This window comes from Thalassospira sp. (assembly GCF_048059015.1).
GTDB lineage: Bacteria > Pseudomonadota > Alphaproteobacteria > Rhodospirillales > Thalassospiraceae > Thalassospira.
The window spans coordinates 165,779-184,721 of record NZ_JBLLNT010000006.1; the positions used below are offsets into that span (position 1 = coordinate 165,779).

General features: G+C 54.4%; 17 protein-coding genes and 1 pseudogene. 10 read left to right on the forward strand and 8 right to left on the reverse strand.

Annotated elements, in window-relative coordinates:
- Positions 1-14 precede the first annotated feature (14 nt).
- Complete coding sequence (locus ACMZ66_RS10080) at positions 15-599, reverse strand: fasciclin domain-containing protein (RefSeq protein WP_416936956.1); 585 nt, start codon at positions 597-599, stop codon at positions 15-17.
- 466 nt (positions 600-1,065) lie between these two features.
- On the opposite strand from ACMZ66_RS10080, the gene rpsD reads away from it, so the two are divergent.
- Both rpsD and ACMZ66_RS10090 read left to right on the forward strand, forming a co-directional pair.
- Positions 1,066-1,683 (forward strand): 30S ribosomal protein S4, encoded by a 618-nt coding sequence (gene rpsD, locus ACMZ66_RS10085; RefSeq protein WP_416936958.1) that lies wholly within the window; start codon positions 1,066-1,068, stop codon positions 1,681-1,683.
- Positions 1,684-1,881: 198 nt separating this feature from the next.
- Entirely contained in the window at positions 1,882-2,745 is an 864-nt protein-coding gene (locus ACMZ66_RS10090; RefSeq protein WP_416936960.1) for an ABC transporter substrate-binding protein, read from the forward strand.
- Between the two features lie 60 nt (positions 2,746-2,805).
- On the opposite strand, the gene ACMZ66_RS10095 is transcribed toward ACMZ66_RS10090, so the two are convergent.
- The 4 genes from ACMZ66_RS10095 to ACMZ66_RS10110 all read right to left on the reverse strand — a co-directional run bounded on the left by ACMZ66_RS10095 (position 2,806) and on the right by ACMZ66_RS10110 (position 7,018).
- Positions 2,806-5,001, reverse strand: a complete 2,196-nt coding sequence (locus ACMZ66_RS10095) for a mechanosensitive ion channel family protein (protein WP_416936962.1) — start codon at positions 4,999-5,001, stop codon at positions 2,806-2,808.
- 197 nt (positions 5,002-5,198) lie between these two features.
- Positions 5,199-5,534 carry a Grx4 family monothiol glutaredoxin gene (gene grxD, locus ACMZ66_RS10100; RefSeq protein ID WP_416936964.1) on the reverse strand — a complete coding sequence of 112 codons (336 nt, stop codon included), beginning with the start codon at positions 5,532-5,534 and terminating at the stop codon, positions 5,199-5,201.
- Positions 5,535-5,687: 153 nt separating this feature from the next.
- Complete coding sequence (rarD, locus tag ACMZ66_RS10105; protein ID WP_416936966.1) at positions 5,688-6,617, reverse strand: EamA family transporter RarD; 930 nt, start codon at positions 6,615-6,617, stop codon at positions 5,688-5,690.
- Between the two features lie 167 nt (positions 6,618-6,784).
- Positions 6,785-7,018, reverse strand: coding sequence for a BolA family protein (locus tag ACMZ66_RS10110; RefSeq protein WP_416936968.1), 234 nt, complete (start codon positions 7,016-7,018; stop codon positions 6,785-6,787).
- 311 nt (positions 7,019-7,329) lie between these two features.
- On the opposite strand from ACMZ66_RS10110, the gene ACMZ66_RS10115 reads away from it, so the two are divergent.
- Complete coding sequence (locus ACMZ66_RS10115) at positions 7,330-7,824, forward strand: glyoxalase superfamily protein (RefSeq protein ID WP_416936970.1); 495 nt, start codon at positions 7,330-7,332, stop codon at positions 7,822-7,824.
- A 62-nt stretch (positions 7,825-7,886) separates the two neighbouring features.
- Here ACMZ66_RS10115 and moaA read toward each other — a convergent pair whose 3' ends face one another.
- The 3 genes from moaA to ACMZ66_RS10130 all read right to left on the reverse strand — a co-directional run bounded on the left by moaA (position 7,887) and on the right by ACMZ66_RS10130 (position 10,243).
- Positions 7,887-8,885, reverse strand: a complete 999-nt coding sequence (gene moaA / locus ACMZ66_RS10120; RefSeq protein WP_416936972.1) for a GTP 3',8-cyclase MoaA — start codon at positions 8,883-8,885, stop codon at positions 7,887-7,889.
- Between the two features lie 202 nt (positions 8,886-9,087).
- Positions 9,088-9,900, reverse strand: coding sequence for a hypothetical protein (locus ACMZ66_RS10125; protein WP_416936974.1), 813 nt, complete (start codon positions 9,898-9,900; stop codon positions 9,088-9,090).
- Between the two features lie 157 nt (positions 9,901-10,057).
- On the reverse strand, positions 10,058-10,243 hold the full coding sequence (locus tag ACMZ66_RS10130; RefSeq protein WP_114103264.1) for a DUF3553 domain-containing protein: 186 nt from the start codon (positions 10,241-10,243) through the stop codon (positions 10,058-10,060).
- A gap of 341 nt (positions 10,244-10,584) precedes the next feature.
- On the opposite strand from ACMZ66_RS10130, the gene ACMZ66_RS10135 reads away from it, so the two are divergent.
- The 7 genes and pseudogenes from ACMZ66_RS10135 (at position 10,585) to ACMZ66_RS10165 (ending at position 18,868) form a co-directional block, all read left to right on the forward strand.
- Positions 10,585-11,190: a histidine phosphotransferase family protein gene (locus ACMZ66_RS10135; RefSeq protein ID WP_416936976.1), complete on the forward strand. Its 606-nt coding sequence runs from the start codon at positions 10,585-10,587 to the stop codon at positions 11,188-11,190.
- 142 nt (positions 11,191-11,332) lie between these two features.
- Complete coding sequence (locus ACMZ66_RS10140; protein WP_416936978.1) at positions 11,333-14,035, forward strand: chemotaxis protein CheW; 2,703 nt, start codon at positions 11,333-11,335, stop codon at positions 14,033-14,035.
- A 15-nt stretch (positions 14,036-14,050) separates the two neighbouring features.
- Positions 14,051-14,557, forward strand: a complete 507-nt coding sequence (locus tag ACMZ66_RS10145; RefSeq protein ID WP_416936980.1) for a chemotaxis protein CheW — start codon at positions 14,051-14,053, stop codon at positions 14,555-14,557.
- Between the two features lie 77 nt (positions 14,558-14,634).
- Entirely contained in the window at positions 14,635-15,000 is a 366-nt protein-coding gene (locus ACMZ66_RS10150; RefSeq protein ID WP_416936982.1) for a response regulator, read from the forward strand.
- Positions 15,001-15,069: 69 nt separating this feature from the next.
- Positions 15,070-16,761 (forward strand): chemotaxis protein CheB, encoded by a 1,692-nt coding sequence (locus tag ACMZ66_RS10155; protein WP_416936984.1) that lies wholly within the window; start codon positions 15,070-15,072, stop codon positions 16,759-16,761.
- 9 nt (positions 16,762-16,770) lie between these two features.
- Positions 16,771-17,580, forward strand: a pseudogene (locus ACMZ66_RS10160) (CheR family methyltransferase); the annotation flags it as partial.
- Positions 17,581-18,223: 643 nt separating this feature from the next.
- Entirely contained in the window at positions 18,224-18,868 is a 645-nt protein-coding gene (locus ACMZ66_RS10165; RefSeq protein ID WP_416936986.1) for a methyltransferase family protein, read from the forward strand.
- Positions 18,869-18,943 lie beyond the last annotated feature (75 nt).

The following is an 18,943-nucleotide window of genomic DNA, read 5'->3' on the forward strand; positions in this document are numbered from 1 at the left end:
GGGTTGAGACGCTATCAGCCCGGCAAAAGAACGGTGTCCACCACGTGGATCACGCCGTTCGACTGCATGACATTGGCGATGGTGATCTGTGACCACTGGCCTTTGTCATCGACGACATAAAGATTGCCGTCCTTCATTTCAGCGGTGATGGTGCCGCCCGATGCGGTGGTCATTTCATACATACCACCCATTGCCTTGGTTTTTTCCATCAGATCGGCCGCGGTCAGAGTGCCAGGCACAACGTGATAGGTCAGAACCTGTGTCAGGGTCGCCTTGTTTTCAGGTTTCAGCAGGGTATCAACCGTGCCATCGGGCAGTTTGCCAAAGGCGGCATTGGTGGGCGCAAAGACGGTAAACGGGCCCGGGCTTGCCAGGGTGTCGACCAGACCGGCTGCCTGAACGGCTGCAACAAGGGTGGTGTGGTCTTCGGAATTAACCGCATTCTGGACGATATTCTTGGACGGATACATCGGTGCACCGCCAACCATTACGGTTTTCTCGCCCGACATTGCGCTATCAGAATTCATATTGCCGGCACAGGCGCCAAGGCTCAGTGCGACGGCAGATGCTGCGATGACCATCATGGAACTCTTAAACATGTAAAACGTGTCCTTGTCAGTGTTGCCTCCGTGGCGTTCGTTGTTTTTGCGCGTGCTTCCGCCACGTAAAATAGGGTTTTCGGTCATTCCCAAGAGCCGACTTTGTCATCGGTTTTGCCTGTTTGAGCACGCATTTCAGGCGAAGCTACGCAAGGACACTCATGCGGGTTTCAAATTTTGTGATGTTTTTTGCCAATGGGTTATCGGGGCGATCAACTGCCATTGCGCAAAATCGGGCGATATGGGAAAAACAGATCAGAGATCAAACCAGCCCAAGGCGGCAGAAATGCAGGGCTTGCATGCGTCGATTAATGTTTGACTCTTGATCAATCATCTCTATATTGCGCCTCACTTCCGAGAAAGTGGGTCGAAACAGGTGTTTTCGTCCCCGTTCCGCATGTCCGTTATTCGGGCGGTTGGAAACTATCGGGACAATAAGTGATCTTTAAAAAAAGAGAGTTACAAAATGTCGAAACGTATTGCTGCAAAGCATAAGATTGACCGTCGCCTTGGCGTTAACCTTTGGGGCCGTGCAAAGTCGCCGCTGAACAAGCGCGAATACGCACCGGGCATGCACGGCGCGACCCGCCGTAAGAAGCCGACCGACTATGGTACCCAGCTGTTCGCTAAACAGCAGCTCAAAGGCTACTACGGCTCGATCTCTGAAAAACAGTTCCTGCGCTACTTCAAAGAAGCATCGCGTCGTCCGGGTGATACCTCGGAAACCCTCGTTGGTATTCTTGAGCAGCGTCTTGATGCGGTTATTTACCGCATGAAATTCGTTCCGACCGTTTTCGCTGCACGTCAGTTCGTTAACCACGGCCACATTCTTGTCAACGGCAAGAAAGTAACCATTCCTTCTTTCCTCGTTAAAGAAGGCGATGTTGTCGAAGTTAAAGCTGCTTCGCGCGAAATCCCGATGGTTATGGAAGCTGCAACCCTCGCAGAACGTGACGTTCCGGAATATCTCGACGTTGACGCGAAAGCCTTCAAAGGCACCTTCGTTCGCGTTCCGAAATTCGCAGAAATTCCGTACCCGGTTCAGATGCAGCCGAACCTGGTCGTCGAATTCTACTCGCGTTAATCCTTACGGATTTCGCGACGATACGATACAAAAACGCCCGCTGGAAACAGCGGGCGTTTTTGTTTGTGCGCTATGTGGCTGTTGGTTTGCACGAAAGCGTACTCTTTAAATCGCGCTTAACAGAGGATACATGAAACTGGTCATATTCTGATGTAGCATTCGCTTTCCAATTCTGTGGTTCGAAAGGCTATCGTTTCTATGGATCTTGCCCGAAATTGCCGCCCGTTGCTTGCAGCCGTCACAGGGATGATGGCTGCTTTGTTTTTTGCAGTCGGTGCAAGCGGGCAAACTGTTGTGAATGTAGCATTGCCAACAGGTCAGCCGCCGATGGTCATTGAAAAGTCGGCAAAGCGTGGCTTGGTCTTTGATGTGGTCGATGCGCTTAACAGCATGCAGGGCGAGTTCAGGTTTCAGGTTGACGATTACCCGGCAGAACGCCTGATGGTCAGTTACGACGAGATGGATGTACATATCATCGCCTATAGCGATGCCAAATGGGGATGGGGTGACCGCGGTGCGCGGCCCAGCCTTAATCTTACCAATGGCCGTGACCTGTTTTTCACGCTTGGGGGATATGAACGCGATCCGTCCGTCACCGAAGAAATAGCCGCAGTGCGCGGTTTTCACTACGCATTTGCCAATTATGATAGCGATCTGCTCAGTCAGATGCCCAATGTGACCCTTGTCAGTGACGAAGAAAGCGTGCTTCGCCTGGTAGAAAACAAGCGGGTTGATAAGGGCATCGTTAGCGAGGCCTTCTTACAGTGGATTGCGCTTTCCAAACCGGAAGTATATTCAAGGCTCAAGATTGACTTTGACCGGCCCGATCATAGCTATAACCGGCAAATTCTGGTGCTACCGAATTCGCCGGTCAGTGTTGACCAGATTAATGATCTGATCTGGAAAATGATCGCGTCTGGCAGGCTTCAATCGCTATATGCCCGATACGGGTTGCATGTACCGGACGCCTTGAACAAAAGCAGGTCCAATACTCTTGATCCGGTGCGCTATTTTTCAAGTCTGATTACCTTGGGCGCTGCTGCTCAAGGAAATGCGTGGTGATACCGTTCAACGCCATCACCACGCATTTGTTAAAGTCAACCCAACATGCCCCAAATCCACTCAGGCAGGCGGCTTGTTCAATTGCTCGGACGCCTGTTGGGCCGCGGCGGCAACGGCTTCCTGTTTCTGTTCGTGCGTTGCATCGGCTGGCACATCGACCTTGACGTTGCGCGATGCCATCTGAATGCCGTTTTCCTTGAACATCGCCAGAACGCTTTGATAGACGGTCTTGCGGATGGTGAATTGCTCGCCGGGTTTTGACGTATATTTAAGCCCGATCACCATGTTGAATTCTTCCATCCGGCGAACGCCCTGGGATTTAAGCGGCTCGATAAAGCTATCCCCGATCAGCGGGTCATCGAGGAGTTGTGCCGCAAGCTTTTTGACCAGTTTCTTGATCTTGTTGACGTCAGTCTCAAACGGCACGCGGAATTCCAGTTTGACGATCACCCAATCGCGGCTGTGGTTCACAATCGATTTAATCTCGCCAAACGGCACGGTCTGAAGCGGGCCACGATGATGGCGGAGCTGCATGGATCGTATGGAAATGTTTTCGACCCGGCCGCGCAGATTATCGACCTCGATATATTCCCCAAGCCGAAACGCATCATCAAGCAGGAAAAACACACCTGCCACCACGTCACGCACCAGGGCCTGACTGCCAAAGCCAATCGCCAGACCAACCACACCAGCACCAGCGATCAGTGGCCCGATATCAACGCCAAGCGATGACAGGGTCAGCATGGTGACCATGATGATAATCACGGTCAGGGCAAAGTTCTTAAGCAACGGCAGCAGCGTTTCAATCCGTGACAGGCCCGTTCCGCCGCCTTCATCGCCAGCATTGCCCTGATTGGTATTGCTCATGCGTTCATCAAGGTAAGTCCGGATCAGCGACCAGACGAGGTCGGCAATCAGCAGAACCATGATGATCTCGGTCGAAGCATCAATGATCCGGGCAAAAATCCCGGCATCGGTCGACAATGCCAATCGATCCAAGCCCCAGATGCGCCACATGCTGGCCAGAACAAACACAAGGGCCAGAAGACGTACGGCACGCTTTAGCACGCTGGTAAAGACTGGCATTTTGGGTTGGACTGGCTCGAATTCTTCTTCGGCCTCCATTGCGGCGGCCTCGGCCGCGATATTTTGTTCTTCGGCCAGTTGTTCGGCGATCTGGGCCTTTTTGCGATGCTGGCTTTCGATGATGTTGCGCAAGATCACATCAAACAGGCAGGCAAAGCCGATTGCCAAAAGCGCCTTAAGCCCGCGTTCCGCCCCGATGATGGCAATTGCACCCGTGACAATCAGCCAGGCACAGACGATGGCTGGCCAAAGCCGCGCGATAGAAGTCGGAAGGGCAATGGCTTCAACCTGATCACCGGACGTATGGGTGGCAAAGAACCGGCCAAGCGACAGACTGGCGATACAGAACGACACCACCGTGATGATGACAGCCATATCAAACAGGATGATGTCGCTTGCCACCATGGTTTCAGCCGCGCTGAAAACACCGGCAAGCCCGAACGCAAACAGCGAGATGGCAGCGGCAATCGCAATGGTCTTGGTCAGGGTTTTGGCGGCCAGCGGATCAAGATTGATCATGCGAAGCCCATCTGCCTGCGGGGCAAACAGGAACTGCAGGGCGATCATAAGAATGCGGAGCATGAAGAACGCCATCAAAAGCGACATCAGCGCCTTCTTCATGATCTCGGTCCAGTCGAAGATCATGAAGGTCCCGATTGATCCGATGGCAAAGACGGTCAAGGACAGCAGCGACAGGATCGATAGAACTGCAATCTGTTTGAGCTTATTGACGAACAGGGTCGGGGTCTGTGCTTCGACAAAGGCGCACATCGGCGCGGTTGCCCGGCGATAGATCAGTTCGGAAATGATCCCGACACCGACAAAGATCATGGTAAACATGATCAGGCGCATCAGGCCTTGTGATCCGACATCGGTTGAGAGGAACGCTGCGGTCGCATCCCATTCCGCGCCAAAGCTTTCAAGCCCGGCCTGCGTTTGGGCAATGCGTTCCTGGGTGCGTGCGACCCCTTCGTCGAGGAACTCGTAATAGCTAAATGTGTCGGCAGCGACGTCGCTGGCAACGGTTGGCGGGGTATCGGTACTATCAGTGCTGCCTGACATGGCGGCAAGGGCGGCGGCCTGTGCCAAAGCTGGTGTGCTTGGCACCGTCATACCGGCCGCAAAGACCAATAGTGCCAGACAGGCAATTGATTTGATTGCGTGTTTCATCCCCGAAGATCCCCTGTGACGCGATCGGATCGCATCCCTCAAAGATGGGGAAGAGTATGAAATGCATCAAGGAATAGTTTTGCGACGAGTAACTTATGAACGTCAAAGGAGTGAGGGTAAGGAAAGCAATCAGGCACAAAAAAAACGCGCCTGGCGATAACACCAAGCGCGTTTTTGATCAGGGTTGTTTGCGCGCCTTAGGCTGCGACAGCAACGCCTTTGTCTTTAAGGTGCTGGGCCAGTTCGCCCGAAGCAAACATCTCACGAACGATGTCGCAACCACCAACAAACTCGCCTTTGACATAAAGCTGCGGAATGGTCGGCCAGTTGGAGAAGTCCTTGATGCCCTGACGGATTGCCGGGTCAACCAGAACGTTGATGTCTTTGAACTGAACGCCCAGTTCAGCCATGACCTGAACCACAGCAGCAGAGAAACCACACTGCGGGAACATCGCAGTACCCTTCATGAACAGAACGATGTCGTTATCGTCGATGTCCTTCTGGATGCGCTCGAATACCGGATTGTCGGTCATAATGATTGTCCTTGGCTTGTGCGGTGATCTCTCGACCGCGAATACGGGTTAAACTTTTATGGCCGAAGATATGGCTGGAACCTGCGGTTCTGTCAACTCTTGGCACGATTTTGCCGATCATGGCAGATGGGATCAAAAATCAGATCAGCCCAATCAGGCGAGCGCATCTTTTTCACGTGCGGCCTTCTTGGCCCGTCCACGGGTCTTGATATTGTCCCAGGTAAAGATGCCAAGGCCAAACCAAACAAGGCCATAGGTCACCATATGGGCAGACGTAAACGTTTCGCCAAAGATCATTACAGCGACAAAGAATTGCAGGGTCGGGTTCAGATATTGCATCAAACCCAGCACCGAAAATTTCATATGACGCGCGGCAAAGGCAAACAGCACCAGCGGAACCGTCGTGCAAACGCCAAGCCCGATCAAAAGCAAATCATTGGTCAATGTCGTGTGACCAAATGCCATCGCGCCCTGACTGTTCAGCCAGATCATATAGCCCAGCGCAATTGGCGTAATCAGCGCACATTCAACAAACAGCCCGGCAATCGGATCGGCCGGGACAAATTTGCGGATCACACCATAGAAGCCAAACAGCATCGAAAGACTAAGCGCGATCCAGGGAAGCTGGCCGTAAAACACCAGAAGGTTCAAGACACCGAGCGCACAAATACCCACTGACAGGATCTGAACCCGGTTAAGTTTCTCGCCAAAGAAGATGCGCGCCAGGATCAACATGATCAGCGGCATGATGTAATAGCCAAGGCTTGCCTCAAGCGCATGGCCGCCATTAACCGCCCAGATATAGACCACCCAGTTCCCGGCAATCAGCAGGCTGCTTAAAAACAAAAGCCCGATGGTTTTGGCAGATGAAATCAAAACCCAAAGCTGCTTGCGGCGGCCCAGCGCAAAGATCAGGATAAAGGTCAAAACCGCCGACCACACAATCCGGTGCGACAGGATTTCAACAGCCCCGGCAAAGGAGACCATTTTGAAATACAGGCCAAAAATGCCCCAGATGGTAAAGGCGGCAAGGCCTGCGAGTGGTCCGGCACCGATCAGTGCGGGCTTATCCTGAGATGACATATTGATGAGCCGTGGTCAGTTAGTGGGGCTGAATTCAGGCAGTCACGCATGGCCGTCTGAAAGGTCTTTGATTTTAACGAAGACGGGCGTCGAATGTTCTCCGACGCCCGTGAAATCTGTTCAAAGCGCTTGGCTGGTGGCAGTGCGCTTTGTCTTGGATGGTCTTCTTATTCCGGTGCAGAGGTCTGCAGGGCAAGGGCATGCAGCTCGCCGCCCATTTTGCCTTTCAGGGCTGAATAAACCATCTGATGCTGAACCACGCGGGTTTTGCCGCGGAAGGACTTAGACACAACAATTGCAGCATAATGATCGCCATCACCGCGCAGGTCTTCGATGCGAACCTGTGCATCGGGCAGCGCTTCCTTGATCATGCTTTCGATTTCATAGGCTTCCATGGCCATGGCGTTTATTCCTTATAATTGATCGATGGCCTGCATCAGGCCCCGATTAAACCTGTTTTATCTGGTATATGTTGTTGTCACGGGGGCTGTCAATTTCTGCGCAAAGGCGAATGTATGATTGGTTGATCCTGTGCCGATGCTTGCCATGGGCAACATATTAAGCTAATTACCCAGCCTTGGGTTGCGCACACCCGCCGTCCGCAAGGTTTGACCTTTGGTAAAGTGACGCATGATGACGAAAACGGACCCGTTTCCCGATCAGGGTACGGCCCGGCAATGCGGACCCCCGGCCTCCTGCGTGGAGACGATTTATGACTTCAAATACGCTCAAACTGAACCGTGCCGAAATCGACACGGACGCGACCGAGCAGTTCAAGGCACAGGCAAAACGCCTGCGCAAAGCCTTGGCCGCACGCGATGTATCGATCTCGCATGCCGGGTCGCTCGAACTTCTGGCCCAAAGCCACGGCTATCGCGATTGGAACACGGCGATTGCCATGGCACGTCGCAATATCCCGACCAATGTGTCAGACCTTGGCATTGGCAAACGCTTTGCCGGATCATATCTTGGTCATGCGGTGACCGGCCTGATCCGATCCATCAATGCGACTGCAACACCCGGTGTATTTCGGGTGGAGGTGCATCTGGATCATGCTGTGGATGTGGTGGAATCAAAACGCTTTAGCGGCTATCGCCAGCGCATCGCATCACGCATTAACGAGCATTGCGAACCGGTCCTGACCAACGGGACGCCCGGTCCCGGTCTTTCGATTGATCTGCTGCTGCGTGATTCTGATCCGCAGTGACGCGGTTTATCGATGCGATAAACGAAAAGTACTCCGGCAGCTTCAAGGTTGCCGGAGTTTTTTTAGCCGCCCGTCATGCTCATATGGCGACCGACGGCCGGCTTCTGGCCTTTGCGGTCGATGACGAAATCATGGCCCTTGGGTTTGAGGTCCATGGCAGCATCCAGCATTTGATCAAGCGCGCGCGGGTCGCCGGTGCGAAGGGCGGCGCGCAGGTCAACATGGTCTTCTTGGCCAAGGCACATGTAAAGCGTGCCGGTGCAGGTCACGCGTACCCGGTTGCAGCCTTCGCAGAAATTATGGGTGAGCGGCGTGATGAAGCCCAAGCGTCCGCCGGTTTCGGCCACCGTGGTATAGCGGGCCGGGCCCGGCGTTACGTATTGGGACGGGATCAGGGTGTATTCCTGTTCCAGACGTTCGCGCACGACGGTCAGCGGCAGATATTGATCGGTGCGATCACCATCAATGTCACCCAGCGGCATGGTTTCGATCAGGCAAAGATCAAAGCCCTCCTTACCGCACCAAGCGACAAGGCGTGACATTTCATCTTCGTTGAAATTGCGAAGGGCCACCGTGTTGATCTTGATGCGAATGCCAGCTTCCTTGGCAGCTTCAAGACCGGCGAGCACCTGTTCAAGGCGGCCACGGCGGGTGATTTCGGTGAATTTCTGGGAATCCAGACTATCAAGCGAGATGTTCAGGCGCTTTACACCAAGGCGGGCCAGATCATCGGCATAGGTGGCAAGCTGGCTGCCATTGGTGGTCATGGTCAGTTCATCAAGCGCGCCGGTCTTAAGATGGCGCGACAGATCGGAAATCAGATCCATGATGCCACGGCGTACCAGCGGCTCCCCACCGGTCAGGCGCAATTTGCGCACACCGCGTGTGATGAAGGCCGTGCAAAGCTGATCAAGTTCTTCAAGGGTGAGAACTTCGGACTTTGGCAGGAAGGTCATGTTTTCCGCCATGCAATAGGTGCAGCGGAAATCACAGCGGTCCGTTACGGAAACACGCAGGTACGAAACATGCCTGCCATATTTGTCGATCAGCGGTTTGGTCATGGCGTTGAACTAACAGCGTCCTGGTTCGCGGGGCGTTATATTTTTGTCATGCGACTGTCGCACAGCAAAGGGTCGTTTGACCAGAATGTTTAGATCGCGCGTTATCACCTTTCCGTCAGGTGAAAACGAACAAGCCGCGCCAGAAAAAACGGGCGCGGCTTTAATCTAGGTCGCTGTTGGGTAACCGCAAGGTAAATGCAGCTTATCCAGCGTGCTTTGCCATATCGGCATCGATCGATTTGATCACTGTGCGAAGGGTTGCGACATCTTCGCTGCCCATTTTGGCAACCAGTTCGGCGGCATGTTCGGGAACAGCCAACATCTCGCGGACATCACCAAACAGGGCATCAAGCAGGCGGATGCAGTGTTCTTCGGTGAATTCCCACGGGGTGTCGCCATGAACAAGGTTGTCATTGACCAGCTGCAGCAGCCATTTCTTGCGATGTTCGTAATCGCGGAAATGAAGCGCCATGCGGGCAAAGACCAGATTGATGCGGATCTTGACCGCAGGTTCCTTGCCAAGGTGATCCCAATATTCATACGGATCGCGCAGTTCGTCGTCTTCGTCGGCATGGGCTTCGATGATCGCGTGAATTTCGCGGTCAATTTCCTGAAGCATATCCATGCCGACCATCATGCGGATGACCTTGAAAAACGGCTGCAGGATGTTGCGCGACAGCGCGCCATGTTCCAGATCGCCTGCTTGGCTGCCTTCAAGAAGGTGGTCAAAGCGCGATACCAGCAAACGCCCGAACGGATCATGGCGGACAGCGGCATGTTCGCGGGCCTTAACAGATTCAAGGTCGCTTTCAAGTACGGCCCAGGCCCCGTCAAACAGGTCTTCCTTGTCGCGAAGGCCGTCAACCGCCTTCAGGATTTGTTCTTCGGTGATCGATCCGCCGTTGTTGCGCGCAAAATGCACAAGCCCTTGGGCAAAATGTTCCAGCACCGTAAACGCTGCGACATGGTGGCGTTGCTTGAAACTGTCACGTGGTGGTTTATTGGCTGCAATCATGGAGTTTCCAGACCTTCAATTAGACTGTTGCGCATCGGTCAGGCTCATCTATCTCGTCTGATAGGGGCCATTTTATACGCCGAATTCATTAACAATTCGAACTGAGCAATTCGTGTGCCAAGCAACGTCGTTTGGTGGTCGGCTGTCCGTCGATCGCCTATTCGTAACCGGCAGCAGCCTCGACGATTTCGAGAACCACATAGCGCGGACGAATGATCTGGCGACCGGCTTCTTCGAAATTGACCGCGATTCGGTCTCCGTCGACGGCCTGAATACGGCCAAGTCCCCAATCAGGCTGGTTGGGATGACGAACGATGGTGCCAGGGGTCAGCAGGAAATCCATGGGGTACTCTGTCTTTAAGGTAACTGGTCTATATATAAGCCGTTCTTGGCAAAGGTACAATTTGCCAGTGTATTTGCACCGGCCAAACAAGGTGCCAAAGAAGGGCAGGCGGCAAATTTTGCCGGGCAGTTTGGGCTTAATTTTCGCTGCCGCTAAATAAGCTCTTAACATATCACGGTCAATCTTGAGCCTTCCGGATCAACCCTTTGCGCGGCGGCCAGACCTGTGGTTGCGCGGTGATCGTCATTTCCATGACCAAAGGGTGATTGAGGGGTCGGGTATTGCGTTTTGGGGACGCAATGCAGTGAAGAAAAATCGAAATACCTTGGAGAACCCGCGTAATGGTTCAGGACATCGCCCTTGAAATGACGCTGATCGAGCTGATCAGTTCGCGCATTTGTCATGATCTTGTCGGTCCGGTCGGGGCCGTCAATGCCGGGGCGGAGCTGATGGGCGAAGACGGCGTTGCCGATGACGAGGCGCTTGCGCTGATGCGCAAAAGTGGCCTTGAAGCGGCACGGCGTCTGCAATTGTTCCGTCTGGCCTTTGGGCGGGCGGGTAACAGTGTCGATACCGCATCCATGCGCGACGCAGCAGCCCAGACCTATGCGGCCGAGGGCAAGGTAGACCTTGATTGGCCGAACCTTCCGATTGATCCATCGCATGGACGAGTCGTGCTCAACATGGTTATGCTCGCCCGTGAAGCCTTGCCATTTGGTGGCGATATCTCTGTTTCCTACGACTCCGGTCAAACAACAGTAATTGCTGAAGGAAAGCGCGCGGCTTTGCGACCGGAGGTTATGAACGTATTGGAAAAAGAAGTATCCGCCGATGCACTTGATCCGCGTACGGTACATGCGTTTTTCGTGCGGAATTTGGCTAATCGGACGGGTGGGGCGCTTTCTGTCTTGCAACAGGATGGAAATATTGCATTGATCTACGGATAAAAAATTGACCTGCGGGTCTGGTAATAACGTGTGCTAGCTTCTACGTAAGTAACCGATGTAGCATGTGTTTCTCGCCATCCGCGTGTAAATGGGAGTTCCAGTTCCGGCAAGCGAATGTCTGTTGGAGATTTGGAGGGGGTATATGGACGATCTATTAAGTGAATTTCTGACCGAGACTTCAGAAAGCCTTTCGACACTTGACGTCGAGCTGGTGAAGCTGGAACAGAACCCGAATGATCCGGACATTCTGTCCAACATTTTCCGTCTGGTTCATACCATCAAAGGGACTTGCGGCTTCCTCGGCTTGCCACGCCTCGAAGCGGTGGCGCATGCCGGCGAAAACGTCTTGGGGAAAATCCGTGATGGTGAATTGGTCGTTACTGCAGATGCGGTGACGCTGGTCCTTGAGTTCATCGATACGATTAAATATCTCCTTGGCGAGCTTGAACAGAACGAGGCAGAACCGGATGGCAATGATGCCGATCTGATTGCGCGTCTGAACCACTTCGCCGATACTGGCACGATCATGGGGGGTGCTGCACCAGCAGCCGAAGCCGCCCCGGCCGAAGAAGAACCGGCCGAAGAAGTGCCGATGACGGATGACGAAAAACTGCAGGCCGCATTTGACGCCGCAGAATACGATCCCGATTTCGTTGCACCGGACGAAACCCCGGAACCCGAAGAAAAGCCGGCACCGGCCCCTGCCGCTGCACCGCCTGCTGCTGCGAAATCACAGGCCGTTGCCGCGGCAAAGAAACCAGCCGAGCAGCCAAAGGCAGAAGCCCCGCGCGCAGAAGCCAAGGAAAGCTCGGTTGCAGCCCAGACCATTCGTGTGAATGTCGAGCTGCTTGAAAACCTTATGACGCTCGTTTCCGAGCTCGTCCTGACCCGTAACCAGCTCCTGCAGATGGTTCGTGGCAAGGATGACAGTGAATTCACCGTTCCGTTGCAGCGCCTGTCGCACATCACTACCGACCTTCAGGAAGGTGTGATGAAGACCCGTATGCAGCCGATCGGTAACGCTTGGGCGAAACTGCCGCGTATCGTTCGCGACCTTGCCCTTGAGATGAACAAGAAGATCGATCTGCAGATGATCGGTGCTGACACCGAACTGGATCGTCAGGTTCTTGAACTGATCAAGGATCCGCTGACCCACATGGTGCGAAACTCTGCTGACCATGGTCTGGAAGACATTCCGGGCCGTCGTGACGCGGGCAAGCCTGAAACCGGTACGGTTACGCTGAACGCGTATCACGAAGGTGGTCACATCATCATCGAGATTTCCGATGACGGTCGTGGTCTGAACCTTGAGCGTATCAAGGCCAAGGCAATTGCCAACGGGCTGACCACCGAAAGCGAACTTGAAGGTATGGGTGAACAGCAGATCCAGCAGTTCATCTTCAAGCCGGGCTTCTCGACCGCGGAAAAGGTTACCTCGGTATCCGGTCGTGGTGTGGGTATGGACGTTGTGCGTACCAACATCGAAAAGATCGGTGGTACGGTTGAGCTGAAATCGGTCGAAGGCCGTGGTTCGACCTTTATCATCAAGATCCCGCTGACGCTTGCCATCGTATCGGCTCTGATTGTCGAAAGTGGCGGCGAACGCTTTGCAATTCCGCAGATCAGCGTTCTGGAACTGGTTCGTGCATCGAACAATTCCGAACATTCGATCGAACGCATTCACGACACGCCGGTCCTGCGCTTGCGCAACCGTCTGTTGCCGCTGGTTACACTCAAGAAAATCCTTGGGCTTGATACCAGTCAGGAAAGTGACGATGCAGTCGATGAAGAAGCATTCATCGTTGTCGCACAGGTTGGTACCTATTCGTTTGGTATCATCGTTGACCGCGTCTTTGACACCGAGGAAATCGTGGTCAAGCCGGTCGCACCGATCCTGCGCGATCTGTCGCTGTTCTCGGGTAACACCATCCTTGGCGATGGTAGCGTGATCATGATCCTTGATCCGAACGGCATTGCGACCCGCACCGGCGAAATCACCGTTGGTGGTTCGCAAGGCGTGGAAGGCAAGGCGAAATCGGATGCTTCGGATCGCGAAACCACCTCGATGCTGGTCTTCAGGGCTGGTGGCAACGAAGTCCGTGCGGTTCCGCTGGCACTTGTTGCCCGACTTGAAGAAATCGATGTCGAGAATATCGAACATTCCAACGGTCGTCCGCTGGTTCAGTATCGTGGCAAGCTGATGCCGCTGGTCTTTATTGATGGCAGCTATCAGATGAAGTCCGAAGGACGTCAGCCGACCCTGGTCTTCCAGGATCGTGAACGTACCATGGGTCTTGTCGTCGATGAGATCGTCGATATCGTCGATGATGTTCTCAATGTCGAGTTGACCGCAGATCAGGATGGTCTGGTTGGTTCTGCCGTGATCGATGGCAAGGCAACCGATCTGATTGATGCCGGTTACTATCTTGAGCTGGCATTTAGTGACTGGTTCGGTACCGAAGACAATGGCGGCGAAAAGAAGCGTGTTCTTCTGATCGATGACAGTCCGTTCTTCCGTAACCTTCTGACACCGATGCTTTCGGTCGCCGGTTTCCGTGTGACTGCAGTTGAAAACGCAGAACAGGCCATGGAACTTAAAAACCGTGGTACACTGTTTGACGCGATCATCAGCGATATCGAAATGCCGGGCATGAACGGCTTTGAATTCGCCGAAGCGCTGCAGGATGACGAGCTGTGGGGTGAGGTTCCGATCATTGCCCTGTCCTCGCATACCAGCGAAGAAGATTTCGAACGCGGTCGTCAGGTCGGTTTTAGCGACTATGTCGCGAAGTTTGACCGTGATGCACTGGTCTCGACCCTCGTCCAGACCTTGAGCAGCATGTAATCGGGAGATAGTTTTATGAGCGATAAGAACGCACTCGTCCCGAGCCACGACAAAGCCGGTGCGCTTGACCTTGGCGGTGACAGCCAGGATTTCGTCACCGCGAATATCGGCAAACAGCTTTTCGGTATTCCGGTGCTGACGGTTCAGGATGTGCTTGGTCCGCAACGCATCACCCGTATTCCGCTGGCACCGCCTGAAGTTGCGGGTTCGCTGAACCTGCGCGGTCGTATCGTCACCGCAATTGACGTGCGCAAGCGTCTTGGTCTTCGTGACAAGGAAAGCGAAGATCCGGGCATGAGCATCGTTGTTGACCAGGGTGGCGAGCTTTATAGCCTGATGGTTGATCAGGTTGGCGAGGTTCTCAGCGTCCCGAAAAAGGCGTTCGAGCAAAATCCGGCAACCCTGGATCCGCGTTGGCGCGAATTCAGCGACGGCATTTTCCGCCTCGACAAGAAGCTTCTGGTAATTCTTGATGTTCCGCGATTGCTTGATTTTAATTCGTCCGTCAAGCAGGCTGGATAAATCGATTTTGCGGGCACGTAATGTGCCCGCAACTTGCCGTTGTGGCTTAACGACCTAAGTAAGCGAGAAGGAAGTCGATGAAGAGTTGTCTCGTCGTCGATGATTCGAAAGTCATCCGAATGGTGGCGCGCCGCATCCTCGAAGAAATCGGATTTGCGGTTGTGGAGGCAGTAGACGGACAAGAGGCATTGGAAAAATGCCTTGAATCCATGCCTGAGGCAGTTCTGCTGGACTGGAACATGCCAGTTAAAAGCGGAATTGAATTTTTGCGCGAACTGCGCGCAACGCCGGGAGGCGATGAGCCTGTTGTTGTGTTCTGTACAACTGAAAACGATCTGGAACACATTCAGGAAGCCATTACCGCTGGTGCGAACGAGTACATCATGAAACCGTTCGATAGCGAGATCATTCAGGCAAAGTTTGAACAGGTCGGCCTGATCTAGGCTGACCTGTGCTTCGCGCCTAGCCAGCCTTTTTAACTGATCTCCAGACTCAAGCGGGGACGCTGCCACGTGCAAGAGACGCCTACCCATTCGCCATACAAAGTCCTGATCGTGGACGATTCCGCCATTGTGCGCGGGCTCGTAACACGCATGATGACCGAAGACGAAGAAATCGAAGTCGTCGGCTCGGTCAATAATGGCGAAGAAGCATTGGCTGTGATGGAAGGCGGCGGCATCGAAGTCGTTGTTCTTGATATCGAAATGCCGGTGATGGACGGGTTGACGGCTTTGCCCAAACTGTTGGAAATGGATCCGACAGTCCGCGTGATCATGGCGTCCACGCTTACCAAGCGAAACGCCGATATCAGTTTCCAGGCGATGACATTAGGGGCTGTGGATTATATCCCCAAGCCAAGCTCATCAAAGGATCTGAATGTCGGCGAAGGTTTCCGCGCCGAACTTCTTGATAAAGTCAAAGCCTGGGCCGAACAGCGTCGCAAGATGCTTGAGGCAGAAGAAGCATCTGTGATGCCCGAAAGCCCGGCACCGGCCGAAGTGGCCGCGCCGGAGCCTGTTGATGTTGCTGATGCCGAACCTGCCAAGGACGGTGATGTATCTGGCGATGCTGGAGCCGGTACCAGTGATGGCAAGGCCGCAGCCTTTAGGGCTGAGATGTCGGTCGAACATCAGCAGCTTCACAAACAAGGTCGCATTCAGCGCAAACGCTTTACCGCAGAGCTGCGCCCGCGCCCGATGCAGCAGCATCCGCGCCCGCAATCCATGCAAATGCGTCAGATGCCCCAGCAGCCAGCCCCTGCACCGCAGGCACCAGCCGCTGCAAGCGCACCAAGTGAAACAACCGGTCCCGCAGCAAAGGCTGCTGCGACCACGGCCGCGACAAGCACCACAAACCGTTCATCAGCATCGCAACGCGATCCGGGTCGTTTGATCCGTGATGCTGCCGTTGCCGCAGGTGGATCGCGCACAAACACCGCAAGTGTCCAACGCAGCGCATCGGCAGCGCCTGTCGCACGGGTATCAGCCCCGGCGCAAAAGCGCGCCGCGCCAGCCGCACCTGCGCCGCAAAAGGCCGCACGTGCGCAACAGATGCGTGGTGGCAGTGCACCTGCACCGGCAAAGCGCCCGAATATGCGTGGCGCGGTTTCGTTGTTGCCGGAAAAAAGATTGAATGTTGAGGCGATCGCGATTGGCAGTTCGACCGGCGGGCCGCAGGCATTGTTTGAAGTGCTGCGCGGGCTTGTTGGTGTGCGTCAGCCGATCTTTATCACACAGCATATGCCAGCGACCTTTACCACCATTCTGGCAGAACATATTACGCGCCTGACCGGGCTTAAATGTCAGGAAGGGCAAAACAACATGCCGGTTGTTGGCGGGCAGGTTTATCTTGCACCGGGCGACTACCACATGACGGTTGAAGGTCGGGGTGGCTCACGCCATTTGATGTTGAACCAGAACCCGCCTGAAAACTTCTGCCGCCCGTCGGTTGATCCGATGTTGCGCAGTCTGGTGGCGAGCTATGGTGGAAATATTCTCACCGCGATACTGACCGGAATGGGTCAGGATGGTATGTTGGGCGGTCGCGACGTGGTGAATGCCGGGGGAATGGTCGTGGCCCAAGACGAACAAAGCAGCGTTGTATGGGGGATGCCAGGTGCGGCAGCACATGCCGGTATCTGTTCTGCGGTTTTGCCGGTTGGCGGAATTGCGGCCTATATCAAGAAATTTGCGGGGGGTCGGTAACCCATAATGATGAAGCCGGAAGACTTCGATTTCGTAAGCAGACTGATAAAGTCCAAATCCGGGCTCGTTCTGAGCGAGGATAAGACATATCTGCTCGAAAGCCGGCTGATGCCGATTGCGCGTAAGCGCGGCCTGAAAGATTTGACCGCACTTATCGGTGCGTTGCGCGGTGGTGACCGCAATCTGGTCGAAGAAGTCGTCGATGCAATGACGACCAATGAAAGCTTCTTCTTCCGCGATACCAAACCGTTTGATCAATTCCGCCATGTGGTTCTGCCGCACATGATCAAGGAGCGTGCCTCCAAGCGCACCCTGCGTATCTGGTGTGCTGCGGCGTCCTCGGGCCAGGAACCCTATTCGCTGGCGATGATCCTTGATGAATTTAAAACCCAGCTGGCTGGCTGGCGTGTTGAAATCATCGGCACAGACATTTCGCGTGAAATCCTGACCAAGGCACGTGCCGGTCTGTATTCCCAGTTCGAAGTCCAAAGGGGCCTTCCGATTGGTCTTCTGGTCAAATACTTCCAGAAGAAAGAAGACCAGTGGCAGATTTCCGCCGATATCCGTTCCAAGGTTCAATACAAGGAATTCAACCTTCTGGAAGATTTCCGCCCGCTTGGACAGTTTGACGTCGTCTATTGCCGTAACGTTCTGATTTATTTCGATCAGCCGACCAAAAGCGATGTTCTGGCCCGTATTTCGGCGCTGATGCCTGATGACGGTTTCCTGTTCCTTGGTGGTGCGGAGACGGTTCTGGGCATTTCGGACAAATTCAAACCGCTTGCCCGTCAACGTGGCATTTATCAGCTGAACCGTCCAGGCGCACCGGATGTCGATCTGACCGCGCTTGAAAAGGCGCAGGCTGGCGGTACGGCTGCTGCAAGCAGTGGGGCGGCCGCAGGTGGCTTTGCCTTCCCGAAACCAAAGCATATGCAAAATGCGGCTGGTACGGGTACGACCGGAACTGCTGGTACCACGGCACCGCGTCCGACAAGCACGACTGGTTTGGGCGCACGTCCGACCACAACCGGGCTTTCGGGATCAACCACGCGTCCGACAACGACCGGAACAACGGGCACGACAGGCAGCACCTATAGCCGCCCGGCAAATTCGACCGGCACCGGTTCGACGACCCGTCCGGGGAGCACAGGTACAACTGGCACAACGGGTAGTTCGTTCAGCAAGCCGTCAGGAACGACTGGTACAGGTTCAACGACCCGTCCGGGCACGACAGGAACAACCGGGACTACCGGTTCGACCTATCGCCGTCCACTGGGGACCGGCACCAGTGGAACACCGCCACGGCCAACGACAGGTACGGGAAGCACGAGTGGTTCATCAGGCACCACGCGCCCGTCCTCGACCTTTGACCGTTCACGTTTTGGCAAGCCGGACGACAAGAAGTAGCCGGCAGCCGGTTCTTGACCGACTGTTTTGTTAAACAAAAACGTCGGATAGAACCATGATCTCATCATCTGATAGCACAAATGCTTCACGCTCGGCGCTGACACAGCTTCAGCGCCGACGCAAGTTTGTGATCGCATTGTTCGCGGTGATCTTACTGTTTGCATTGCCATTGACCCATTCACTGGTAAGCGGGCCGCTCGCCCTGCATGAATGGGTTGAGGTTACGGGCCTTGGCATGATTGGCGTTGCGATCCTGGGGCGGGGTTGGTGCACGCTTTATATCGGCGGGCGCAAGGCGCAGTCCCTAACCGATGTCGGACCTTATTCGATCAGCCGCAATCCGCTTTATCTGTTCAGCTTTATCGGGGCGGCCGGCATTGGTGCACAAACCGGTAGCATGCTGATTGCGGTGCTTTTTGCCGCTGGTGCAGTTGCGATCTTTTTGCCGGTGATCCTGCGCGAAGAACGCGCGCTTGAGGAACTCTTTGGTGCGCCATTCATCCGTTACAAGGAACGTGTTCCGCGCTTTGGGCCTGCATTTTCGCGCTGGAAAGATGCCGACACCATCGAAGTGCGCCCGAAACTGGTGTGGCGCACATTACGTGATGGGCTGGTGTTCCTGATGTTCATTCCGCTGTTTGAAGCGATCGACTGGCTTCAGGCAGAAGGTTTTATTCACCCGTTAATTCATTTGCCGTGATCGGGTGAGCTCAAAAACAAAAACGCCCCGGTGCAGGCCGGGGCGTTTTTTGTGGAGCGGGCACTGTTGTCAGAT

Bases quoted from the DNA above. Each gene is read 5' to 3' on its own strand.
- ACMZ66_RS10080 (WP_416936956.1), bottom strand. From the start codon at position 599: ATGTTTAAGAGTTCCATGATGGTCATCGCAGCATCTGCCGTCGCACTG.
- rpsD (WP_416936958.1), top strand. From the start codon at position 1,066: ATGTCGAAACGTATTGCTGCAAAGCATAAGATTGACCGTCGCCTTGGC.
- ACMZ66_RS10090 (WP_416936960.1), top strand. From the start codon at position 1,882: ATGGATCTTGCCCGAAATTGCCGCCCGTTGCTTGCAGCCGTCACAGGG.
- ACMZ66_RS10095 (WP_416936962.1), bottom strand. From the start codon at position 5,001: ATGAAACACGCAATCAAATCAATTGCCTGTCTGGCACTATTGGTCTTT.
- grxD (WP_416936964.1), bottom strand. From the start codon at position 5,534: ATGACCGACAATCCGGTATTCGAGCGCATCCAGAAGGACATCGACGAT.
- rarD (WP_416936966.1), bottom strand. From the start codon at position 6,617: ATGTCATCTCAGGATAAGCCCGCACTGATCGGTGCCGGACCACTCGCA.
- ACMZ66_RS10110 (WP_416936968.1), bottom strand. From the start codon at position 7,018: ATGGCCATGGAAGCCTATGAAATCGAAAGCATGATCAAGGAAGCGCTG.
- ACMZ66_RS10115 (WP_416936970.1), top strand. From the start codon at position 7,330: ATGACTTCAAATACGCTCAAACTGAACCGTGCCGAAATCGACACGGAC.
- moaA (WP_416936972.1), bottom strand. From the start codon at position 8,885: ATGACCAAACCGCTGATCGACAAATATGGCAGGCATGTTTCGTACCTG.
- ACMZ66_RS10125 (WP_416936974.1), bottom strand. From the start codon at position 9,900: ATGATTGCAGCCAATAAACCACCACGTGACAGTTTCAAGCAACGCCAC.
- ACMZ66_RS10130 (WP_114103264.1), bottom strand. From the start codon at position 10,243: ATGGATTTCCTGCTGACCCCTGGCACCATCGTTCGTCATCCCAACCAG.
- ACMZ66_RS10135 (WP_416936976.1), top strand. From the start codon at position 10,585: ATGGTTCAGGACATCGCCCTTGAAATGACGCTGATCGAGCTGATCAGT.
- ACMZ66_RS10140 (WP_416936978.1), top strand. From the start codon at position 11,333: ATGGACGATCTATTAAGTGAATTTCTGACCGAGACTTCAGAAAGCCTT.
- ACMZ66_RS10145 (WP_416936980.1), top strand. From the start codon at position 14,051: ATGAGCGATAAGAACGCACTCGTCCCGAGCCACGACAAAGCCGGTGCG.
- ACMZ66_RS10150 (WP_416936982.1), top strand. From the start codon at position 14,635: ATGAAGAGTTGTCTCGTCGTCGATGATTCGAAAGTCATCCGAATGGTG.
- ACMZ66_RS10165 (WP_416936986.1), top strand. From the start codon at position 18,224: ATGATCTCATCATCTGATAGCACAAATGCTTCACGCTCGGCGCTGACA.